The sequence below is a fragment of the Streptomyces sp. GMY02 genome (assembly GCF_019056675.1).
Taxonomy (GTDB): Bacteria; Actinomycetota; Actinomycetes; order Streptomycetales; family Streptomycetaceae; genus Streptomyces; species Streptomyces odonnellii.
In genome coordinates this window covers 4,605,001-4,626,294 of the sequence record NZ_CP077658.1, presented here as the reverse complement: position 1 = coordinate 4,626,294, position 21,294 = coordinate 4,605,001, and the positions used below count along the sequence as shown (strand labels likewise).

General features: G+C 68.3%; 14 protein-coding genes, 3 rRNA genes and 1 pseudogene (1 of these 18 only partly in view). 9 read left to right on the top strand and 9 right to left on the bottom strand.

The window, feature by feature from the left end; translation table 11 throughout:
• Positions 1-151 precede the first annotated feature (151 nt).
• The 3 genes from KQY30_RS19440 to KQY30_RS19430 all read left to right on the top strand — a co-directional run bounded on the left by KQY30_RS19440 (position 152) and on the right by KQY30_RS19430 (position 3,631).
• On the top strand, positions 152-1,771 hold the full coding sequence (locus KQY30_RS19440; RefSeq protein WP_217311170.1) for an FAD-binding oxidoreductase: 1,620 nt from the start codon (positions 152-154) through the stop codon (positions 1,769-1,771).
• A 130-nt stretch (positions 1,772-1,901) separates the two neighbouring features.
• Positions 1,902-2,873 carry a hypothetical protein gene (locus KQY30_RS19435; protein WP_217307916.1) on the top strand — a complete coding sequence of 324 codons (972 nt, stop codon included), beginning with the start codon at positions 1,902-1,904 and terminating at the stop codon, positions 2,871-2,873.
• A 50-nt stretch (positions 2,874-2,923) separates the two neighbouring features.
• Positions 2,924-3,631 (top strand): sortase, encoded by a 708-nt coding sequence (locus tag KQY30_RS19430; protein ID WP_217307915.1) that lies wholly within the window; start codon positions 2,924-2,926, stop codon positions 3,629-3,631.
• Positions 3,632-3,737: 106 nt separating this feature from the next.
• Here KQY30_RS19430 and KQY30_RS19425 read toward each other — a convergent pair whose 3' ends face one another.
• The 5 genes from KQY30_RS19425 to KQY30_RS19405 all read right to left on the bottom strand — a co-directional run bounded on the left by KQY30_RS19425 (position 3,738) and on the right by KQY30_RS19405 (position 8,876).
• A complete protein-coding gene (locus KQY30_RS19425; RefSeq protein ID WP_217307914.1) occupies positions 3,738-4,466 on the bottom strand; it encodes a phosphatase PAP2 family protein in 729 nt (242 codons plus the stop codon).
• A gap of 332 nt (positions 4,467-4,798) precedes the next feature.
• Complete coding sequence (locus KQY30_RS19420; protein WP_217311169.1) at positions 4,799-5,815, bottom strand: bifunctional lytic transglycosylase/C40 family peptidase; 1,017 nt, start codon at positions 5,813-5,815, stop codon at positions 4,799-4,801.
• Positions 5,816-5,876: 61 nt separating this feature from the next.
• The gene (locus KQY30_RS19415) at positions 5,877-6,401 is read right to left on the bottom strand and encodes a hypothetical protein (RefSeq protein ID WP_254407221.1); all 525 of its coding nucleotides are present in this window, start codon (positions 6,399-6,401) and stop codon (positions 5,877-5,879) included.
• Between the two features lie 86 nt (positions 6,402-6,487).
• Entirely contained in the window at positions 6,488-8,338 is a 1,851-nt protein-coding gene (locus tag KQY30_RS19410; protein WP_254407220.1) for an alpha/beta hydrolase, read from the bottom strand.
• Positions 8,339-8,426: 88 nt separating this feature from the next.
• Complete coding sequence (locus tag KQY30_RS19405; RefSeq protein ID WP_254407219.1) at positions 8,427-8,876, bottom strand: hypothetical protein; 450 nt, start codon at positions 8,874-8,876, stop codon at positions 8,427-8,429.
• Positions 8,877-9,423: 547 nt separating this feature from the next.
• Between KQY30_RS19405 and KQY30_RS19400 the strand changes: the two genes are divergently transcribed.
• From KQY30_RS19400 to KQY30_RS19375, 6 genes and pseudogenes are all read left to right on the top strand, one after another.
• Positions 9,424-9,732 carry a hypothetical protein gene (locus KQY30_RS19400; RefSeq protein ID WP_003985768.1) on the top strand — a complete coding sequence of 103 codons (309 nt, stop codon included), beginning with the start codon at positions 9,424-9,426 and terminating at the stop codon, positions 9,730-9,732.
• A gap of 291 nt (positions 9,733-10,023) precedes the next feature.
• Entirely contained in the window at positions 10,024-10,884 is an 861-nt protein-coding gene (locus KQY30_RS19395) for a hypothetical protein (protein WP_217307912.1), read from the top strand.
• Positions 10,874-12,298, top strand: a complete 1,425-nt coding sequence (locus KQY30_RS19390) for a hypothetical protein (protein WP_217307911.1) — start codon at positions 10,874-10,876, stop codon at positions 12,296-12,298. The genes KQY30_RS19395 and KQY30_RS19390 overlap by 11 nt, the downstream gene beginning before the upstream one ends.
• Positions 12,295-13,848, top strand: a complete 1,554-nt coding sequence (locus tag KQY30_RS19385; RefSeq protein WP_217307910.1) for an SCO6880 family protein — start codon at positions 12,295-12,297, stop codon at positions 13,846-13,848. Before KQY30_RS19390 ends, KQY30_RS19385 begins: the two co-directional genes overlap by 4 nt.
• Before the next feature lie 48 nt (positions 13,849-13,896).
• Positions 13,897-15,347, top strand: a pseudogene (locus KQY30_RS19380) (ATP-binding protein).
• Position 15,348: 1 nt separating this feature from the next.
• Positions 15,349-16,980 carry a type IV secretory system conjugative DNA transfer family protein gene (locus tag KQY30_RS19375; protein ID WP_217307909.1) on the top strand — a complete coding sequence of 544 codons (1,632 nt, stop codon included), beginning with the start codon at positions 15,349-15,351 and terminating at the stop codon, positions 16,978-16,980.
• A gap of 12 nt (positions 16,981-16,992) precedes the next feature.
• On the opposite strand, the gene KQY30_RS19370 is transcribed toward KQY30_RS19375, so the two are convergent.
• From KQY30_RS19370 to KQY30_RS19355, 4 genes are all read right to left on the bottom strand, one after another.
• A complete protein-coding gene (locus KQY30_RS19370) occupies positions 16,993-17,550 on the bottom strand; it encodes a GNAT family N-acetyltransferase (protein ID WP_217307908.1) in 558 nt (185 codons plus the stop codon).
• A 101-nt stretch (positions 17,551-17,651) separates the two neighbouring features.
• Positions 17,652-17,768 (bottom strand): 5S ribosomal RNA (gene rrf / locus KQY30_RS19365).
• 77 nt (positions 17,769-17,845) lie between these two features.
• A 23S ribosomal RNA gene (locus tag KQY30_RS19360) occupies positions 17,846-20,966 on the bottom strand.
• A gap of 305 nt (positions 20,967-21,271) precedes the next feature.
• Positions 21,272-21,294, bottom strand: a 16S ribosomal RNA gene (locus KQY30_RS19355); it runs 1,503 nt beyond the window's last position.
• Together the 16S, 23S and 5S rRNA genes form the textbook arrangement of a ribosomal RNA operon.

Below are 21,294 nucleotides of genomic sequence, written 5' to 3'. Positions count from 1 at the left end.
GGCTGGTCGGGCCCCGCCCGCAGATCCCGCGACCGCGCCCGTACGGACGCGGCGTCCCACGCGCCACAGAGCTGAAGCGGAACTTCCCGACCCGGAACCGTTGCACCCCTGAGGCACCCTTCCCTCCTCAGGAGGCCCTCCTATGCGACCCATGGAACGGCGCACCCTGCTCACCGCCGTCGCGGCCGCCGCCCTCACCGCGGCGACCGCGACGGCCTGTTCCGGCGGTACGGGCAGCTCGGGCGGTACGAGCGGCGCGGGCGACAAGGGCGGACCGCCCGACAGCCCGCCGGCCGGCACGGCAAGACCCACGGGCGGTGCCCCGAGCTGGGGCGCGCTGGCCAAGGGGCTCGACGGCGATCTCGTACGCCCCGAGGACACCGCGTACCGAACAGCCCGGCAGCTCTACAACACCCGCTTCGACTCCCTGAAGCCCGCGGCCATCGCCTATGTCGCCGGCGAGGACGACATCAGGGAGTGCCTCGCCTTCGCCAGGACCCATGGCACCCCCGTCTCCATCCGCAGCGGCGGTCACTCGTACGCGGGCTGGTCCAGCGGTGACGGCCGTCTCGTGATCGACATATCGCGGCTCGGCTCGCTGGAGTCGGCGGGCTCGGACGGGGTCGTCGGCGCGGGCGCCAGGCTCGCCGATGTCTACCGCGCCCTCGCCGAGCACGGCCGTACGATCCCCGCGGGCTCCTGCCCGACCGTCGGGGTGTCCGGGCTCACCCTCGGCGGCGGCCATGGTGTCGCCGCCCGCGCGTACGGTCTGACCTGCGACAGCCTGCTCTCCGCCACCATCGTCACCGCCGACGGCAAGCGGCTCACCGCCGAGGCCGGGCAGAACGAGGACCTCTTCTGGGCGCTGCGCGGCGCGGGCAACGGCAACTTCGGCGTCGTCACCGAGCTGCGTTTCCGTACCCACCCCGCGCCGACGACCGTCTCCGCCTTTCTGAGCTGGCCCTGGTCCAAGGCGCAGACCCTGCTCGCGGCCTGGCAGGAGTGGGGCCCGGACCAGCCGGACGAGATCTGGTCCTCGCTCCATCTCTCCGCGGGCCCCGGCGGCTCCGCCCCCACCGTCTCCCTCTCCGCCTTCTCCCTCGGCGACGAGACCGGACTCAAGAACGCGCTCGACCGGCTCGCCGACGGACCGGGCGGTCCCGGCCCGGCCGGCTCCATATCACTGCGGCAGCGCGGGTACGAGGAGGCGATGCAGGTGTACGCGGGCTGCTCCGGGCTCAGCCAGGAGCAGTGCCATCTGCCGGGTACGACCCCCGGCCGCAGCCCGGACGGCGCGCTTCAGCGCGAGACCTACGCCGCGGCCTCGGACTTCTTCGACCGGTCGCTCTCGCCGGCCGGGGTCCGCGCCCTGGTCTCGGCCGCCGAGGCGTTCACCCGGCTGCCCGGCGACGCGGGCGGCGGGAAGGGGTCCGGCGGCGGGGGCGGCTCCATCGCCCTCACCGCGCTCGGCGGCGCGGTCAACCGGGTGGACCCGCTCGCGACCGCCTTCGTCCACCGGCGTTCACGGATCCTGGCCCAGTACATCGCCGCCTGGGAGCCCGGCACCCCCGGAACGGCGGAGCGCGCATGGCTGAAAACCACCCATGGGTCGCTGCGCCGGTACGCGTCGGGCGGGGCGTACCAGAACTACACCGACCCGGCCCTGACGGACTGGCGCACGGCCTACTACGGCCCGGCCGCGGACCGGCTGGCACGGCTGAAGGAGCGGTACGACCCTGAGCGGCTGTTCGATTTCCCGCAGGCGCTCTGAGTCTCGCGCGCGGCATGCGGGTAGTCGCCCGGACGGCCCACCGAGGTGGCCGTACCGGCCGCTTGAGGATGCTCTGTATGTAGCAATCAGAGGGGGCACACCCGGCAGACCGACTCACAGGGGCGTACCCATGGACCGATACGGACCCCGGATAGCCACGCTCACCACGGCCACCATGCTCCTTGTCGCACTCGGTGGCGCCGCCACGGCGGTCGACCGCCCGAAGGAGCCGAGCGAACTGACGCTCATCAACACCGGCCTGGGTCAAGTGCTGGCCGACGAGAACGGCAACCCGCTCTATATGCGGCTCGCCGACAAACCGGACAGGCCCTCGTGCTCCGGCGCGTGCGCCGCGAAGTGGCCCGCCGCTATCGGCTTCCCGACCAAGGCGGCGGGTGTGATCGGCGAGACGGCCCAGACCCCGCTCAACGCGGTGAACAGCACCGAGCCGCACGTCATCTACAACACCCACCCGCTCTACTACTACAAGAGCGACCGGCCCAACGACCCGAAGGGCCAGAACGTCGACGGCTTCAGCCTGGTCTCCGCGGACGGCGAGGCCATGGCGGACCGGAGCAGGTCGTCGGCCACCGCGCCGCTGCCGAACCCGGCGGCGTCGAAGGCCGCGCCGAAGCCGTCCGCCACGAAGTCGAAGACGACGGCGCCCAAGACCCCGGCGCCGACCGCCAGCGGAACGTCACGCGGACGGGTGCCCCTGCCGCGGCCTCCTGGCAGGACGAGCCCGTGGACCCCGACACCGAAGGCGCCGCAGGCGCCCGTGCCGAAGCCGGTGGCACCCGCGCAGCCGACGAGCGGCAACGCGACCACGGGCACAGGCACGGGTACAGGCACCGGGACAGGTACGGGCACTGGCACTGGCACTGGCACCTCCAACATCCCCGGGCCGTCCGTGGGCGCCCTCCAGGTCACCCCGTCCGGAGCGGCCAGGGGAGGCGCGCGCCACCTGCCCTCCGCGTACGAACCGCGCCGTACCGGTACGGCCGAACTCACCCTCGCCATCGGCGCGACCGCCGCGGCCGCCGCCGGCACGATCCTCGTGGTGCGCCGCCGCCGGTGGCGTGCCACGGGTGACCACCACTGACCGGACCGGCGGGGCCGGCCGGCCAGGACCGTACGGCGCACAGGACACGCATGACACGCATACCGGAGCGGGCGCGTGAGGCACGCGCGTCGCTCCGGGCACGCCGAGCGCGTGGTACGCGTACGAGCGCGGCGAACGGAACGGTCAAGGTCCTGTTCGCCGCCTCGGTCCTGTGCGCCGTGGCCGCCGTACTGCTGCATCTGTTCCCGCAGCGGGCCGCGCCGCCGGTGGACGCCGCCGAACCCCGCCTGATCAAGGTCACCGACCCGCCCACCGCCCCCGTACGCCTGCGCATACCCGTCCTCGGGCTGGCCGTGGACGTCCTGCCGCTCGGCGTGGACGACAAGGGCTCGCTGAACCCGCCGGGTTTCCGGGACGCGATGAAGGTGGGCTGGTACGCGCTGGGGCCGCGCCCCGGCGACATCGGCCCGGCCGTCCTGGTCGGGCACCGGGACGCCCCGGCCAACCCCGGCAGCGTCGCGGCGCGCAACGGCCGCGACACCATCAAGAACGCCGCCTTCGCCAAGCTCGGCCGGCTGCGGCCCGGCGATCTGGTCGAGACGGAGCAGGGGGACGGGCGGCGGCTGCCCTTCCGTGTGACCTCCGTCAGCACGTACCCGACGAAGAGCTTCCCGACGAAGCTGGTCTACGGACCCGTACCGAACTCGCAACTACGCCTGATCACCTGCGGCGGGGTCATCAACGCCCAGGGCCACTGGGATTCGAACGTGGTGGTGAGCGCGGTGGCCTCGCGCTGACGGCGATTTTCAGCCAGGCCGGCGGGGCAGATCACCCCGTCCAAGCCCGTCCGACGGTGGAGGACGAACCGCCCACTGGGGCGGGACCCGGCAGAGATCAACCGCGTCACGCCGCCAGATTGTTGTCGTCGGGGCGCGGCTCCGGCAGCCCGAGCGGCCGTGTCCCGCCCACCGCCCCGTAATCCGCCAGGCGGTCCGCCTCACGCGCGGCCCGTGACCGTACGGCCCAGGCCATCCGCTGCGAACGGGACACCGCGGACACCAGCGGCGTGAGCAGCGCCAGCGCGAGCGGGGTGAGCAGCAGGGCGACCGCCGTACCGAGCGCGAACCCGCCGATCACATCGGTCGGGTAATGGACCCCCATATAGACCCGGCAGAAGCCTTCCAGCAGCGCCAGCGCTATCGCGGCCAGCCCGAACCTGCGGTGCGCGATGAAGATCCCGGCGCCGAGCGCCATGGCCATGGTCGCGTGGTCGCTGACGAACGAGTAGTCCGTCTTCCCCGCCACCAGGACATCCAGTCCCTTGTGATCCACGAACGGTCTCGGCCGCTCCACGAAACCCCGGATGGGGATATTGACCAGCAGCGCGATCGCGGCGGCCAGCGGCGCCCAGAGCAGCCCGACGACGGCGGTGACGGAGTCCTCAGCGGACCCGCGCCCCCGTACGCTCCACCAGCAGCCGGCCAGGATGAGCACCAGCGCGACCATGATCCCGTACTCGCCGACGAACTCCATGACGCGGTCGAACCACGAGGGAGCGTCCTTGGCGAGTCCGTTGATGTCATAGAGCAGGCTGACATCGGGGTTCGACCCATCCAGTACGAGTCCAGCCATCTGAGCGGCCCCTTGCCTTGTCACCCGGCAAGCCGCATCTCGGTGCGCGCTGCCTCTACCAACCCCCGTGGTCGGTACGGAACATGCCGCGTGATCAATACCGCGACTCCGTCCAGGGAACGGCCTGCTCACCGTCAGCGTTCCGCTCTCCACCGAACGATCACCATGACGTTATCGAAGAGTGACACGTCGTCCCAGTTCAGACGGCTGCTACCGGCTGGTACGAGGGAGAGTTCCGGCCATGAACGAGGGCAGGAGGCCCACCGGGGACCCAGCGCCCCGAACCCGGAACCCGCCCCCGGGGCCCGCCCCTCAGCTCCGGGACCCGCCCCTCAGGCGTTGGGGCGGCTCGCCGGGAGATCGGTCGGCAGAGACTTCGCACCGTCCTCGGTGACCCGGGTGGCACCAAAGTAGTCCGGGGTGTCGATCTTGTCGAACCGGATCACGGCCCCGGTGTACGGCGCGTTGATCATGTACCCGCCGCCCACATAGAGCCCCACGTGCCGGATCGCGCGCGAGTTCGTCAGATCGTCCGAGAAGAAGACGAGATCGCCGGGGAGCAGCTCGTCCCGTGAGGGATGCTGACCCGCGTTGTACTGGTCGTTGGCGACGCGCGGCAGCTCGATCCCCACGGTCCGGTACGCCGCCTGCGTCAGCCCGGAACAGTCGAACCGCCCGCCCTGCTCCGGCGTACCGTTCCCGCCCCAGAGGTACTCCGTACCGAGCCTCCCCTGCGCGAAGTGGATCGCCGCGGCGGCCTGCTGCGACGGCGCGACCCGCCCGACCGGCCGGGCGAAGCTCTTCTCCAGCGTCCGGATGATCTTGACGTAGTTCTGTGTCTCCCGGTACGGCGGCACACCCCCGTACTTGATCACCGCGTACGCCCCGGCGTTGTACGCCGCGAGCATGTTGTCGGTCGGATCCCCGGGCACGTCCTTGACGTATCCGGCCAATTCACAGTCGTACGAGGCGGCGGAGGGAATCGCGTCCGCGGGATCCCAAATGTCCCGGTCCCCGTCGCCGTCCCCGTCTATCCCGTGCGACTGCCAGGTCCCGGGGATGAACTGCCCGATACCCCGGGCGTCGGCGGGGCTCTGGGCGCTGGGGTTCCAGCCGCTCTCCTGGTACAACTGCGCGGCGAGCAGGGCGGGGTTGATGGCGGGACAGTACGTGCCCCACTTCTGCACGAGCGGCTGATACGCGGCGGGCACGGCGCCCTTGGCAAGCCCGACGGCACGCCCGCCCCCGACGAGCCCGGCGGCGGCGGAATAGGTCCCCACCACGAGCAACGCGACGAATGCGACCCCGACACCACCGACAGCGACCACGCCGAGCCACGCCTTACGCACCGTCAAACACCCTCCGCGTCAGGGCCGCCAGTCCCCCCAGTCTAGGCGCGCCACCCCGCTTTCAGGCAGTACCACCAACCCCCGCGGAAAGTCCCCCGGGGGATGACCAGAAGCTGTCGTGCACGTCGGGCCGCGGGATGGGGCCGCCGCTGTAGTCGGGGCCGTTGGGCTTGGTCGCTGGAGGCAGAACCGCAGACTCGCCGAGACAAGGTGTGGTCACGCTCAGGAAGAACTGTCCCTTGTGTCCCACCGCCAGGCTCATCCGGAAATCGTCCGGAGTTGCCGCGTAAATAACAGGAAGCTCCTCGTCGGCGTCCACGCTGGTGATCTCGTAGCCGCGTTTCTTCCAGTGCCGCTCGACCAACCCGAGCAGGCTGCCTCGCCGAACAGCCGAAACTTTGGTCGTAACTGCCGCACGCCGAGTGGCGGACCCGGTGCCCGTGGCATCGTTCTTGAAGTCGTTGCAAGAAATCTCCGTCGCAGCGTCATGAACCCATTCCACTGGTGGCTGTACTGCCGAGAGGGTGTCGAGAATGATGAAGTCCGCCTTCTCAGCGCCTCCCTGCATATTCATCGCAGGACTCATACCGCCACCCTTTCCTTGCATCTCCGAAGCACCACAAGCTGTTAAGCAGGTCGCCGCGAATAGTGCCGTCATCCACCGGGACCAACTCATCGGGGCTCCTGGGTGTTGATCCTGTCGCCTCTCCCAGCGACGATCTTCGCGATGTTCCTGGCCGATTCCTCGTCCACTCTCGGGTTGAAGTAGCTGGAGTGCGCGGCAAAGCCTCCGGCGTCTCCGATCGGACGTGGTCCGTCCTCCACGCGGAATCGCCGAGCACCGAAAGCCTCGTGCGCCGGATCCGTCCCGTACCAGATCTCGCGATCGTCCGCCTGTGCGTCTTGCGCAAGGTACGCAACCGCGCCGCCTCCAAGCCCCCCGACCGCAGCCCCGACTGGGCCTGCCATCGCGCCTCCAACCACGGCTCCGCTGGCAGCGCCTGCAGCCATGCCACGCGCCTCGATCTTGGCGGGCATCGCGGTCACCGGATCATTGTCCGCAGCGCCGACAAACACGTGACTCCTGCCCACCCCCAAGTCGTCAGCGGACTTCGCGCCGGTTCCGGGGCTACCAAGCAGAACGATTTCATCGACACCCGGAACACCACCCTCCCGCTGCGCGGCCTGGCCAACGGTGAGCGACCCATATGAGTGCCCAATGGCTGTCACATGCGGATCTGCGTTCTGATTCGTTGCCGAGATACCCGACATGAATTCGTTGTACGAAGTTGCCCCAGCCCTCGCCTGATCAGCCGACATCACATCCGTAGCGCCCGAGATGTCTGTCAGAGAAAACTGCGGGGCGTCGTATCCCAGCCAAACAATCGAAGCGGATGAAGGGTCATATCGCTGTGCCCCGATCGCCGTATCACGCGCTCGCTGCACGTCATTTCTGGCGAAATCCTCGTCCAACGCGGTCCCCAGACCCGGCACATACGCTGATACATTCCGTGACGTGTCCGGGTCACCGAACGAGATGATGGCCCGGCCGTTTCCCTGGTTCCCGATACCCAGCAGGTACATGGGCGGCACATTCGGATCCCTGGCGGCCCGCAACTGCTCGTCGATCGCCCGCAAACCCGCCAGCCTGGTCCCCGGCCCCTCCTCCCCCCGCCCCTCCAGTTCGCCGATCAGCAGCGACAGGTTGTCCCGGTTCGCCGCGTCGCGGATCGCCGACGGGATGCCGTCCAGGTTGCCGATCTCGTCCGGGTAGACCGCCAGGTACTCCTCCCGCTGCTCCTGGGTCAGGCCGTCCCACCAGGACTTGCGCTCCGCCGGGGACTTGTCCCTGGGGATGGCGTCCCGTAAGTACTCGTCCGCGAGCCCCCGCACCACCCGCGCGTCCCCGTTCGCGTCCGACCACATCGCGTCGGTGACCCGCAGCCCGTCCTCCGCCGTCAGCTTCACCAGCGTCGCGGTGTAGCGCGCGTCGACGGCGCGTGCCTCGGCGACCGCGTGCGCGATCGTGTCCGCGATCTCCTGCGCCTTCTCCGCCAGCGGATTCGGCGGTGCCAGCGGCGGTCGCGGGGACAGGAGGGGCGGCAGCGTGGTGCCCTCCGCCGTGCCGCCCGGGAGCTTCTCCCGGGAGATCAGGTCCTCGCCAGCCGGCGGATAGCCCACCGAACCGTCCGCGTGGACCGTGAACTTCAGCCCCGCCGCGTCGTCCAGCGCCGCCCGCAGCCGCCGCTGAGGCACCCTCAGCTCCTGGGCCAGGCTGTTCAGCGTCGTACGGACCAGACCGCACTCCGTGTACGCGTACTGGAAGTTACGGCTCAGCTCCCCCAGCCGCGCGACCGCCGCGTCCGCCGCCTCGCCCTCCTGTGTCGTCTCAAGGCCCGCGAGGATCTGCTTGTCGATACGGTCGCGTGCGGCGTCCGCACGGTTGCTGGCCCGGCCCCAGCCGTCCGCCGCCGCCTCCAGCTCGGAGCACTTCAGGTCACGCAGCCGCGCCCAGGTCAGCACCCCGCCAGCCCCGCCCGGCCCGCCCGCCCCGGAACCCCCGGCGGCCCCGCCGCCGAACCCATTCACAGCGCGCCACCGCCGAACCCGTTCACCGCGCACCGCCACCCGCCCCGCCGACGGCCCCCGCGGCGGCGAACGAGACCAGCGCCGACCGGATCTCCGTCTCCGTCTCGCCCTGGTCGCGCGCGACCGCCCGTAGCTTGACCGCCAGCCCCGCGCACTCCCCCATCACCGACTCGATCCGCCGCTCCCACGACGTCCGTACCGTCCCCAGCACCGCCACCGCGCCCAGGCCCTCCGTACCGGCCGCCGCCCCCTCGTGCGCGGCGGCGAACTCGCCCCGGACCAGGCTCATGTGCGTACGCAACGACTCCACCGTCCCCGCCGCCCCCGTCCAGGGACCACCGCTGTGCCGCAGCCCGCCGGCCCGCGGAGCCGGTACACCGCCGGCCGTCCCGATCAGGCGCCGCCAGTCGTCCGAATACGCCGCGTGCCCCGCGTGCCCCGCATGCCCCGCGTCCCCTGCGTGCCCCGCCATGCCGCTCGCCCCTGTTCCTCTTCTTCCTCTTCCGCGTTCCTCACCGCGATGTGGACGGCACTGTCCCAAAGCCGGGCAGGGGCCGGCCGCGCTCATCAACAGGCCGCGGGAGCGCGTACGTACGGGGAAACCACCCGCGGTCCAGGCATTCCGAGGCCATCGGCCGCCCGGCCCGACAGCCGTGCGGCACCGCCAAGTTCACCCGTACGGTGCCCCGCCCGCGCCATGGGTCCCACCGGTCACGCCGGTACGGCGGCCCCCGCGCCCGTACCGGCTCTCCGCGGCGCTCGCGCCGGGGCCCTGACCGTAAAGGTGTAACAACGACAGTCATTGCCCGGAGTCACGCTCCGTGATACACAGAGTAACCATGCGCGGACACACATGGCAGATCCACGCCAGCTCAGCGGGGTGTGATCGGTCATATGTGCGGGGATCGGGTAAAGAGAGCCGCCAAGCGGCATACGAGAGCGGTTCCATCAGCGAAGATAGAGCGTGACCCATGCCATGGGGGCGTGGGCGTAACAACCCAACAGGGGCGGTGAGTTACATGTACCTGGCGGCCGAGAAGGGCGACATCACCACCATCATCGGTGGCATCGCGCCGAACTGGGGGCCTTTCGGGACACTGGGGAACGAGGCCCGCGTCATGATCGAGGTCGTGATGGCCGTAGCCATCCTTCTCTGCCTCGGCATCGCGATCTGGGGCGCGGCCAAACAGCGGATCGGAGCGACGGCGCTCAGGGACACGTTCAGCGCGGAGCAGGGCAAGGGCCTGATCGTCGCCGGACTGACCGGAGTCTTCATCATCGGCTCGCTGGGCACGCTTTTCACCATCGTCTACGGAATGGCCGTCTAGCGGCGACCATCCCCACGTCCCCGGCCCGGGCCCCGGCCCCTGTCGCCCCGCCATCCTCACCGTTGTCGTCAGTCCGTACCGGGCGTGCCCGGACCACCCTCAACACCACCCGTCCGTCGCACCCACCGGCTGAGGTTGCGTCTCCCTGATGTCGAGTCACCACACCGCGCCCGCGCGGCAACCAGCACGGCTACCGTCGTACTGCACGGACTGCACGTACTACGCAGACACGGACTGCGCGGACCGCACGGACCACAAGGACCCGAACACGGCTGAGGGGGCGTACACGGCATGAGCTACGGCGACGAGCACGGCTACGGCGACGGCCCGGGCCGTACGGACGACGGCTTCGGCGGTACGGGCCAGACGCGTACGCGCCTGCCCGACGGCAGAAGCGGCGATCTGTACGGCGGCGGCCCCCGCCGCCCGGCCCGCAGCTCGCGCTCCCTCATCACCGTGGTGGGCGTCGTCGTCCTCCTCATCGCGGCCATCGCGTTCGCGAACCGCGGCGGGGACAAGGGCGGCGCCGAAGGCGCCGGGAGCACGGGCGGCGGCGCGGGCGCGGAGCCGACGGCGGCATCGGGCGTCAAGCCGGTGACGGGCAAGAACGGCACGATCCCGGCCGGCTTCCCCCACACCGAACAGGGCGCGGCGAGCGCGGCGGCCAACTACGCGGTGGCCCTGGGCTCCGCCGAGATGTTCAACGCGACCTCCCGACGGGACATCATCCGCGCCACGCACGATCCCGCCACCGTCGAAGACCTTCTGGCCGACATCGACACGGCGTACTCACCGGCCTTCTACCAGAACGTCGGTCTCAACGCGGACGGCTCCGCACCCGCCGGCCTCACCTTCGTGTCCAGAACCGTGCCCGTCGGCACCAAGGTCACCGGTTCCGGTGAGAACACGGCGACCGTCGAAGTCTGGTCGACCGGCCTCCTGGGGCTGGCCGGCGAAGGCTCCACCAAGCCGGTGACCGAAACCTGGTTCACCATCACCGCACAGCTCAAATGGACCGGCGGCGACTGGAAGATCACCTCTTCCAGCCAGTCGGACGGCCCCACGCCGGTCACCGGCGACAACCGGGCCTCCACCGCCGACGACATCGCCAAGGCCGTTGAGGAATATGGAGGCTTCACCTATGCCCGGTAGCCGCCGTCCCAGCGCGTCCTCGCTCGCCGCGACCCTGGCGGGCGCCTCGGCGCTGGTCCTCGCCCTGGCCGCGCGCGCCTCCGCCGCGCCCACTCCGACGCCTACGCCCACCGACGGCGCCTCACCCGGTGCCAGCCCCTCGCCCGCCGCGAGCGACAACGTCTGTGATCTGATCGTTGGCCGGGCCAAGGAGTACTGCGAGGACGGTGAGAAGGCCGCGGGCGCCCCGCGTTCCGGCGGTGTCTCCGACCCCGCCAGCGCCCTCGACCCCCTCTCCTCCCTCGCCCGTGGCTGCGCCGACGCCGCCGCGTGGATCGTCGGGAAGCTCAGTGACGCCGTCAAGGCGACCGCCAATGTCGACTTCACCAACGCCGCCTTCCTCCGTCAGTACGCCGTCATCTTCGCCGCCTCCACCGTCCTCACCCTCGTCATCTGGCTCCTCGCCGTCGCCAAGCGCGCCATCCGCGGCGTCCCCCTCACCACCGCACTCTCCGAGGCCATCGGCTTCCTCTGGCTGACCGTCCTCGCCTCCGCCTTCACCCCGCTCATCCTCTATACGGTCGTCTCCGCGACCGACGGCGTCACCGAGGTCATCTCCACCTCCACCGGCGGCCAGACCGATGTCTTCTTCGGCGGCTTCGCCGAGGCCCTCAAGAAGGGCGACGACATCGGCGGCGGCCCGATCATGCTGATCGTCGTCGCCCTCGTGTCGATCCTCGCCGCCGGCATCCTCTGGCTGGAACTGGTCATCAGAGCCGCGCTGCTGTACGTGGGCGCCCTGCTCGGCACCGTCGTGTACGCCGGGCTCGTCGACAAGAACATGTGGGGCCATGTCCGCCGCTGGGCCGGCATCATGATCGCCGTCATCCTGGTCAAACCCGTGATCGTGATCGTCCTCGGCCTCGCGGGCGCGCTCTCCGCCGACGACGGCCCCGACGCCTTCTCCGCCGTCGTCTCCGGCCTCGCCATCATCCTGCTCGCGATCTTCGCCTCCGCGATGATCTACCGCTTCGTGCCCGGCTTCGGCGACGAGATCGCCTCGTCCCGCACCAACAGGAAGCAGGCCACGGACGGTTCGCAGGCCGCCGCCCTCATCAGCTCGCCCGCCGCGCTCGTCTCCCAGGGCATCAAGACCCACAGCAGCCGCAACCACCAGCAGCAGGGCAACAGCGGCGGCTCGGGCGGCCGGCCCGCCAACCCCGTCTCCGGAGGCGTCGCCGCACACAGCGCCCGCCCCTCGGGCGGCGGCATAAGCGGCACAGGCGGAGGTACGGGCGGCGGAGCCGGCGGCGGAATCCCCGCCGCGCCCCCGCCCCGCAGCGGCGGCCCCACCAGCGGCCCCCACAGCTCACGCGGCACAGGCCTCGGAGGAACCGGAACCGGTAACAACAGCACTGGAGGTGGAGGGCGTTGACGACCCAGTCCCACGCGATCGCGCCCCGCCGTACGTATCTCATCGGCCGCGCCCGGCCGAACGCGATCGTCGGCAAGAACCGCGAGACCGGCGAGATCGCCCTGATCGTCGCCGGCGCGTTCGTCGGCATGATGTGCGGGCTCCTCGTGCCCGTCCTGCCGGTGCGCATCGTGACCCTCGCCGGCTTCCCGCTCCTCGCGCTGACCGCCGTCTACGTACCGTACAAACACCGCACGTTCTACAAGTGGTACGAGATCAACCGCAGCTTCAAGCGCACCCTCCGCGCCGGTACGGTCTACCGCTCGGGCGCCATGGAGGCCGGCACCAGCATCGACGGCCGCGAGGTCGAGATCGGCCCGCCCCCCGGCATCGGCCGGATCAACTGGCTGGCCGCGCCCTTCGGCCCCGACGAGATCGCCGTACTCCTGCACGCCGACCGCCGCACCGTCACCGCCGCCATCGAGATCGAGGGCCCCGGCGTCGGCCTGCGCGACAGCGAGGACCAGGAGGCCCTCGTCGACCGCTTCGGCACGCTCCTGAAGCATGTCGCCAACGGGGACGGCTTTGTCACCCGGCTCCAGATGCTCGCCCGTACGCTGCCCGCCGACCCCGACGCGCACGCCAAGGACGTCGCCCAGCGCGGTGACGTCTCCGCCCCCGAATGGCTCCAGGAGTCGTACGACCAGCTCCAGTCGATGGTCTCCACCTCCAGCGAGCAGCACCGCGCCTATCTCGTCGCCTGCATGCACTACACCCGTGAACTGGCCGCGGAGGGCCAGGCCATGGCCCGTGCCGCCCGCCAGGCCTCCGGCGCCAGGCGGCTCGACCGGGACGCGGGCCTCGCCGTCGTCATGGCCCGTGAGCTGACCGACATCTGCGCCCGGCTCGCCGAGGCGGACATCCGGGTACGGCAGCCCCTCGGCCAGAGCCGGCTCGCCTCCCTCGTCCACTCCATGTACGACCCCGACCACCCCATCGACCACATCCAGGCCATGACGAAACGAAACGCCTGGCCGGCCGAGCTGGACGCGATGGAACCGACGTATCTGCAGGCCAAGACCCGTGAGTCGTCGACCCGCGCGCCCTGGTGCCACTCCACCGCCTGGGTCAAGGAATGGCCCATGACCCCGGTCGGGGTGAACTTCCTGGCGCCGCTGCTCGTCCACACCCCCGATGTGATCCGTACGGTCTCCGTCACCATGGACCTCGAACCGACCGAGATCGCGATCGAGCGGATGCTGACCGAGAAGACCAACGACGAGGCGGAGGCCAGCCGCGCCGCCAAGATGAACAGGACCGTCGACCCGCGCGACATCGCCGCGCACGGACGGCTCGACCAGCGGGGTGAAGATCTCGCCAGCGGGGCAGCGGGAGTCAATCTCGTCGGGTACATCACAGTGTCGTCCAGGACGCCCGAGGCACTGGCCAGGGACAAGCGGACGATCAGAGCCTCGGCGGGCAAGTCGTATCTGAAGCTGGAGTGGTGCGACCGCGAGCATCACCGCGCGTTTGTGAACACCCTGCCGTTCGCGACGGGCATCCGCCGCTAGCACCACCCGCCAGCCCAGCCAGCCACCGCGCCGAGAAAGGGGCCTGTGGTGCGAGATCCGCTCTCCGTCCTCACGGATGCCTTCACCAGCTTCCTCTTCGGGAAGGTGGAGACGACCAGGCTGCCCGTCCGTACGTCGACGGGCCAGGCCCAGGCCGTCTATCTGCCCACCGCGGCCCCCGGCCTCGGCGACTCGGGCGTGATCATCGGCCGTGAGGTCTACAGCGGCAAGGGCTATATCTACGACCCCTTCCAGCTCTACGGCCAGCAGCTCCCCGCCCCCCACTGGCTGGTCCTCGGCGAGTCCGGCAACGGCAAGTCGGCGCTGGAGAAGACCTACGTCCTGCGCCAACTGCGCTTCCGCGACCGCCAGGTGGTCGTCCTGGACGCCCAGGGCGAGGACGGCGTCGGCGAGTGGAACCTGATCGCCCAGGAGCTGGGGATAACTCCCATCCGGCTGGACCCGATGGCCGCGCTCGACGGCGGCATCAGGCTCAACCCCCTCGATCCGTCGATCACCACGACCGGCCAGCTCGCCCTGCTGCGTACGATCATCGAAGTCGCCATGGGACACGGCCTCGACGAGCGCTCCGGCTTCGCGCTGAAGGTCGCCCACGCCTATGTCAACGAGACCATCGTGCAGCGCCAGCCCGTCCTGATGGACATCGTCGAGCAACTGCGCCACCCCGAGCCCGAGTCGGCCGAGGCCATGAATGTCGACCTGGACGACGTACGGGCCTGGGGCCTGGACGTGGCGCTGGTCCTGGACCGGCTCGTCGACGGTGACCTCCGGGGCATGTTCGACGGCCCGACCACCGTCGGGATCGACCTCGACGCCCCCTGATCGTCTTCGACCTCTCGCACATCGACCGCAACTCGATCGCGATGCCGATCCTGATGGCGATCGTCGGCGTCTGGCTGGAGCACACCTGGATCCGCCCCGACCGCAGGAAGCGCATCTTCCTGGTCGAGGAGGCCTGGCACATCATCAACTCGCCCTTCGTCGCCCAGCTCTTCCAGCGCCTCCTCAAGTTCGGCCGCCGGCTCGGCCTGTCCTTCGTGGCGGTGGTCCACCACCTCTCGGACGTCGTGGACGGCGCGGCGGCCCGCGAGGCCGCGGCCATCCTCAAGATGGCCTCGACCCGCACGATCTACGCCCAGAAGGCCGACGAGGCACGCGCGACCGGCCGGGTCCTCGGACTGCCCCGCTGGGCCGTGGAGATCATCCCGACCCTCACCCCCGGTATCGCGGTCTGGGACGTCAACGGCAATGTCCAGGTGGTCAAACACCTGGTCACCGAGGCCGAACGGCCGCTGGTCTTCACCGACCGCGCCATGACCGAGAACTCCGCGGCATCGGACGCCGCCGACACCGCCGAGGCGCTGGCCGCCGGACTGCCCGCGGACATGCAGGCCGCGGAGTGGGAAGCGGAGCAGCGCGCGATCCTCCTTGAGCGGCAACGGCAGTTCAACGAGTCCTCCGAGTCGACGGTGGCATGACATGCCGCACCACCACGACGGCCAGGGCCGGGGTCCGGTGTACGACGGGGGCGACCGCGGCCAGACCCGCGGCGGCGTCCCCGACGGGCTGCTGGTGGGCCTGCTCGGCTTTGTCCTGGGCCTGTCCCTGCTGGTCTGGACGGCCACAGGCCTGGCCGGCCTGTTCACGCACGGCGCCTGGCCGGAGGCGGTCACGTACGCCCGTACGCCCTTGGCGATGCGTCAGCTTCTGGCCGCGCCGCACGATGTGGCGGGCGCCTGGCCCGACACCCCGCCGGACCAGCTCTCCGGGTACGGACTGTTCTGGGGCCTGCTGATAAGCCAGCTCATGGTGCTGACCGTCCTCGCCGTGTTCGTCCTGGGGGTGGCGGCGCGCTACCGAGTGGTACGAGCACGCCGCCGCGAACTGCACCACGCGCACCGTGAACGGGCGGCCGGAACCCGCGACATGCTCAGCAAGGGGCCCATGAACGAGGCCGCCAGGAGCGGGGAGAGGGAGAGCGGGGGCGAGGACACCGGACCGGGCGTCGCGGCCATGGCAGGCCCGACCCCCGGCTTGCAGCCGTCCGTCACGACGGCAGCGGCTCAGGCAACTGCACCGGCACCGCCCGAGCCCGTCTCCGTACCACCCGTCGCCACCGCGCCCACGCCCCCGCCGGCCGTCGCCTTCGCCGCTGTCCCCGCTCCCCGTACCGAACCGTCCGTACGGTACGGCGATCCCCTCACCCGCCGCCCCACCGCAGTCCAGGCCATCCTCGACGCCGAGGGCCCGGCGCTGGTCGTCACCTCCGACCCGACCGTCTGGGCCGAGACCAAGGACGCGCGCGCCAAGCTCGGCCCGGTGCTGCTGTACGACCCCGGCCACCTCTGCGACACCCCGGCCCGTATGCACTGGTCGCCCACCGCCGGCTGCGAGGACCCCGCCACCGCCGCGGCCCGCGCGGCCGCGCTGCTCACCCCCGTACGCCCGCACGCCCTGCTCGACGCCGCCATGGCCGACACGGCCGAAACACTCCTCCGATGCTGGCTGCACGCCGCGGCCGTGGACGGACGGCCGTTCAAACAGGTGCACCGCTGGGCCCAGGGCGGCAGCGCCCACGAAGCCGTACGGATACTCCGCACGCACCCCAAGGCCGCCTCGGGCCTCGCGGGCCTGCTGGAGTCCGCACTCACCGCCCATCCCGAACGCCGGGAAGTGGCCCAGCAGTTGACGGCCCGTACGCTCGCGGCCCTCTCCTCGGTCCATATCCGCGACGCCTGCACACCCAACAGAACCGATGCGCTCGCCCTGGATTCTTTTGTGAACGAGGGGGGCACTCTCTATGTGGTGGGTGAGCCGATCGAAGATCCGCGCTCCCGCCCGGGTGCGATGCCGCTGCTCACCGCACTCACCTCAAGCGTGGTCGAGCACGGCCGCCGCATGGCCGCACGGTCATCTGACGGTCGGCTCGACCCACCAATGACACTCGTCCTCGACGATGTCGCCGCCGTGGCCCCGCTCCCCCAGCTCCCGGAGCTGCTGGCCGCCGGCCAGGACCAGGGACTGCCCGCCCTGGTCCTGCTCCGCTCACGCCAGCAGGGCAAGGACCGCTGGCCTCACGCCGATCTCCAGGCCCTGTCGGACGGAACGTGATCCGCATGCCCGTCAGGGGCGCTCGATCGCCAGCTCCAGTTCCTTGGCAAGCGGATCCTGCTCGAACGGTACGACCGTCCCGGTGGGTACGAAGCCGAGCTTGAGGTACGCGGCCCGCGCCCGGGGATTCTCTTCGTGGACATAGAGCCGTACGCGGGCCAGCCGCGGCTTCTCCTGCGCCCAGGCCCAGTCGAGCGCCTCCCCGACCAGGGCCCCGATCAGCCCACTGCCGCGCTGCTCGGGGCGTACATAGACGCCGACAAGATGCCCCTGGGCCTGGGCGATGGTGGCCCCGAAGAAGTCGATGCTGCCGGCCTCCTCGACCAGCATGGCCACCGAGCCGGACCAACTGCCGTCCGGGGCCTCGGCGATGAACTGGCCCGATCTGCTCCCGTACCGGGGCGCCGAGCCCGCGGCTCGCTCCTGCCAGTACGAGTCGGGGTGTGCGAGGCCCTGCTCGTACGTCTCCAGAAACGCGACCGGTGCGGCCGAGTCCTGGAGGGCGAGCAGCCGGAGCTCCTTGACCTTGGCCCACTCGTCGGGCCGTACGGCGCGTATCACATGCTTCATGCACCGATACTCCGCGCAGGCGTCTCCGCTCGCAAGGCGATTTTGAACGCAGAAATGCCCTGTACCAAAACCTCTGGTACAGGGCATTTCTCATAAAGTTTGTTCGGCGGCGTCCTACTCTCCCACAGGGTCCCCCCTGCAGTACCATCGGCGCTGTAAGGCTTAGCTTCCGGGTTCGGAATGTAACCGGGCGTTTCCCTTACGCTATAACCACCGAAACACTACGAAACCAACCCGCCGGAAGAAGTCACGGCTGTTCGTGGTCTCAGAACTAACACAGTGGACGCGAGCAACTGAGGACAAGCCCTCGGCCTATTAGTACCGGTCAACTCCACCAGTCACCTGGCTTCCATATCCGGCCTATCAACCCAGTCGTCTACTGGGAGCCTTACCCCCTCCAGGGGGTGGGAGTCCTCATCTCGAAGCAGGCTTCCCGCTTAGATGCTTTCAGCGGTTATCCCTCCCGAACGTAGCCAACCAGCCATGCCCTTGGCAGAACAACTGGCACACCAGAGGTTCGTCCGTCCCGGTCCTCTCGTACTAGGGACAGCCCTTCTCAAGACTCCTACGCGCACAGCGGATAGGGACCGAACTGTCTCACGACGTTCTAAACCCAGCTCGCGTACCGCTTTAATGGGCGAACAGCCCAACCCTTGGGACCGACTCCAGCCCCAGGATGCGACGAGCCGACATCGAGGTGCCAAACCATCCCGTCGATATGGACTCTTGGGGAAGATCAGCCTGTTATCCCCGGGGTACCTTTTATCCGTTGAGCGACGGCGCTTCCACAAGCCACCGCCGGATCACTAGTCCCGACTTTCGTCCCTGCTCGACCCGTCGGTCTCACAGTCAAGCTCCCTTGTGCACTTACACTCAACACCTGATTACCAACCAGGCTGAGGGAACCTTTGGGCGCCTCCGTTACCCTTTAGGAGGCAACCGCCCCAGTTAAACTACCCATCAGACACTGTCCCTGATCCGGATCACGGACCCAGGTTAGACATCCAGCACGACCAGAGTGGTATTTCAACAACGACTCCACAACCACTGGCGTGGCCGCTTCACAGTCTCCCACCTATCCTACACAAGCCGAACCGAACACCAATATCAAACTATAGTAAAGGTCCCGGGGTCTTTCCGTCCTGCTGCGCGAAACGAGCATCTTTACTCGTAATGCAATTTCACCGGGCCTATGGTTGAGACAGTCGAGAAGTCGTTACGCCATTCGTGCAGGTCGGAACTTACCCGACAAGGAATTTCGCTACCTTAGGATGGTTATAGTTACCACCGCCGTTTACTGGCGCTTAAGTTCTCAGCCTCGCCCCACCGAAATGGAGCTAACCGGTCCCCTTAACGTTCCAGCACCGGGCAGGCGTCAGTCCGTATACATCGCCTTACGGCTTCGCACGGACCTGTGTTTTTAGTAAACAGTCGCTTCTCGCTGGTCTCTGCGGCCACCCCAAGCTACCGGCAGCAAGTGCCATCACCTGGTGTGGCCCCCCTTCTCCCGAAGTTACGGGGGCATTTTGCCGAGTTCCTTAACCATAGTTCACCCGAACGCCTCGGTATTCTCTACCAGACCACCTGAGTCGGTTTAGGGTACGGGCCGCCATGAAACTCGCTAGAGGCTTTTCTCGACAGCATAGGATCATCCACTTCACCACAATCGGCTCGGCATCAGGTCTCAGACTTATGTTGCACGGATTTACCTGCACAACGCCCTACACCCTTACCCCGGGACAACCACCGCCCGGGCTGGACTACCTTCCTGCGTCACCCCATCACTTACCTACTACAGATCTGGTCCGACGGCTCCACCACTCCCCTCAACTCCGAAGAGATCAGGGCGGCTTCACGGTCTAAGCATCGTCTGATTCGATACTGGGCGTTTCAAAGCGGGTACCGGAATATCAACCGGTTGTCCATCGACTACGCCTGTCGGCCTCGCCTTAGGTCCCGACTTACCCTGGGCAGATCAGCTTGACCCAGGAACCCTTAGTCAATCGGCGCACACGTTTCCCACGTGTGAATCGCTACTCATGCCTGCATTCTCACTCGTGAACCATCCACCACTGCCTTCCGGCGCGGCTTCACCCGGCACACGACGCTCCCCTACCCATCACAGCGGGCGTTGGCCCTCATGCTGCAATGACACGACTTCGGCGGTATGCTTGAGCCCCGCTACATTGTCGGCGCGGAATCACTTGACCAGTGAGCTATTACGCACTCTTTCAAGGATGGCTGCTTCTAAGCCAACCTCCTGGTTGTCTCTGCGACTCCACATCCTTTCCCACTTAGCATACGCTTAGGGGCCTTAGTCGATGCTCTGGGCTGTTTCCCTCTCGACCATGGAGCTTATCCCCCACAGTCTCACTGCCGCGCTCTCACTTACCGGCATTCGGAGTTTGGCTAAGGTCAGTAACCCGGTAGGGCCCATCGCCTATCCAGTGCTCTACCTCCGGCAAGAAACACACGACGCTGCACCTAAATGCATTTCGGGGAGAACCAGCTATCACGGAGTTTGATTGGCCTTTCACCCCTAACCACAGGTCATCCCCCAGGTTTTCAACCCTGGTGGGTTCGGTCCTCCACGACCTCTTACAGCCGCTTCAACCTGCCCATGGCTAGATCACTCCGCTTCGGGTCTTGAGCGCGCTACTAAAACGCCCTATTCGGACTCGCTTTCGCTACGGCTCCCCCACACGGGTTAACCTCGCAACACACCGCAAACTCGCAGGCTCATTCTTCAAAAGGCACGCAGTCACGACACAAGAACAAGTCCTGTGCGACGCTCCCACGGCTTGTAGGCACACGGTTTCAGGTACTATTTCACTCCGCTCCCGCGGTACTTTTCACCATTCCCTCACGGTACTATCCGCTATCGGTCACCAGGGAATATTTAGGCTTAGCGGGTGGTCCCGCCAGATTCACACGAGATTTCTCGGGCCCCGTGCTACTTGGGAATCACACAAGCGAGCCGTACAGATTTCAGCTACGGGGGTCTTACCCTCTACGCCGGGCCTTTCGCATGCCCTTCGCCTACCCATACGGTTTCTCACTCGCCCAACAGCCGGCAGACTATTGAAGTGCGATCCCACAACCCCGCATGCGCAACCCCTGCCGGGTATCACACACATACGGTTTGGCCTCATCCGGTTTCGCTCGCCACTACTCCCGGAATCACTGTTGTTTTCTCTTCCTGAGGGTACTGAGATGTTTCACTTCCCCTCGTTCCCTCCACACTGCCTATGTGTTCAGCAGCGGGTGACAGCCCATGACGACTGCCGGGTTTCCCCATTCGGACACCCCCGGATCACAGCTCGGTTGACAGCTCCCCGGGGCCTATCGCGGCCTCCCACGTCCTTCATCGGTTCCTGGTACCAAGGCATCCACCGTGCGCCCTTAAAAACTTGGCCACAGATGCTCGCGTCCACTGTGCAGTTCTCAAACAACGACCAGCCACCCACCACCCCACTGCTGAACAGTGAGTTCACTGGGACCGGCACTGAAGAAACAGACCAACGGCCCGTACCCTCAGACACCCAACAGCGCGCCCGACCCGACCAGCACCACAGACCCACGTTCCACGCCGAAGCAGTACTAGTGAACCCACAATCCCGATCGTGCCGAATAGTCAACGTTCCACCCATGAGCTGACCACCGCCGGACACTTGCCGACGTAGTGGCTCTGGACCCCGTTGGGGGTCTAGATGCTCCTTAGAAAGGAGGTGATCCAGCCGCACC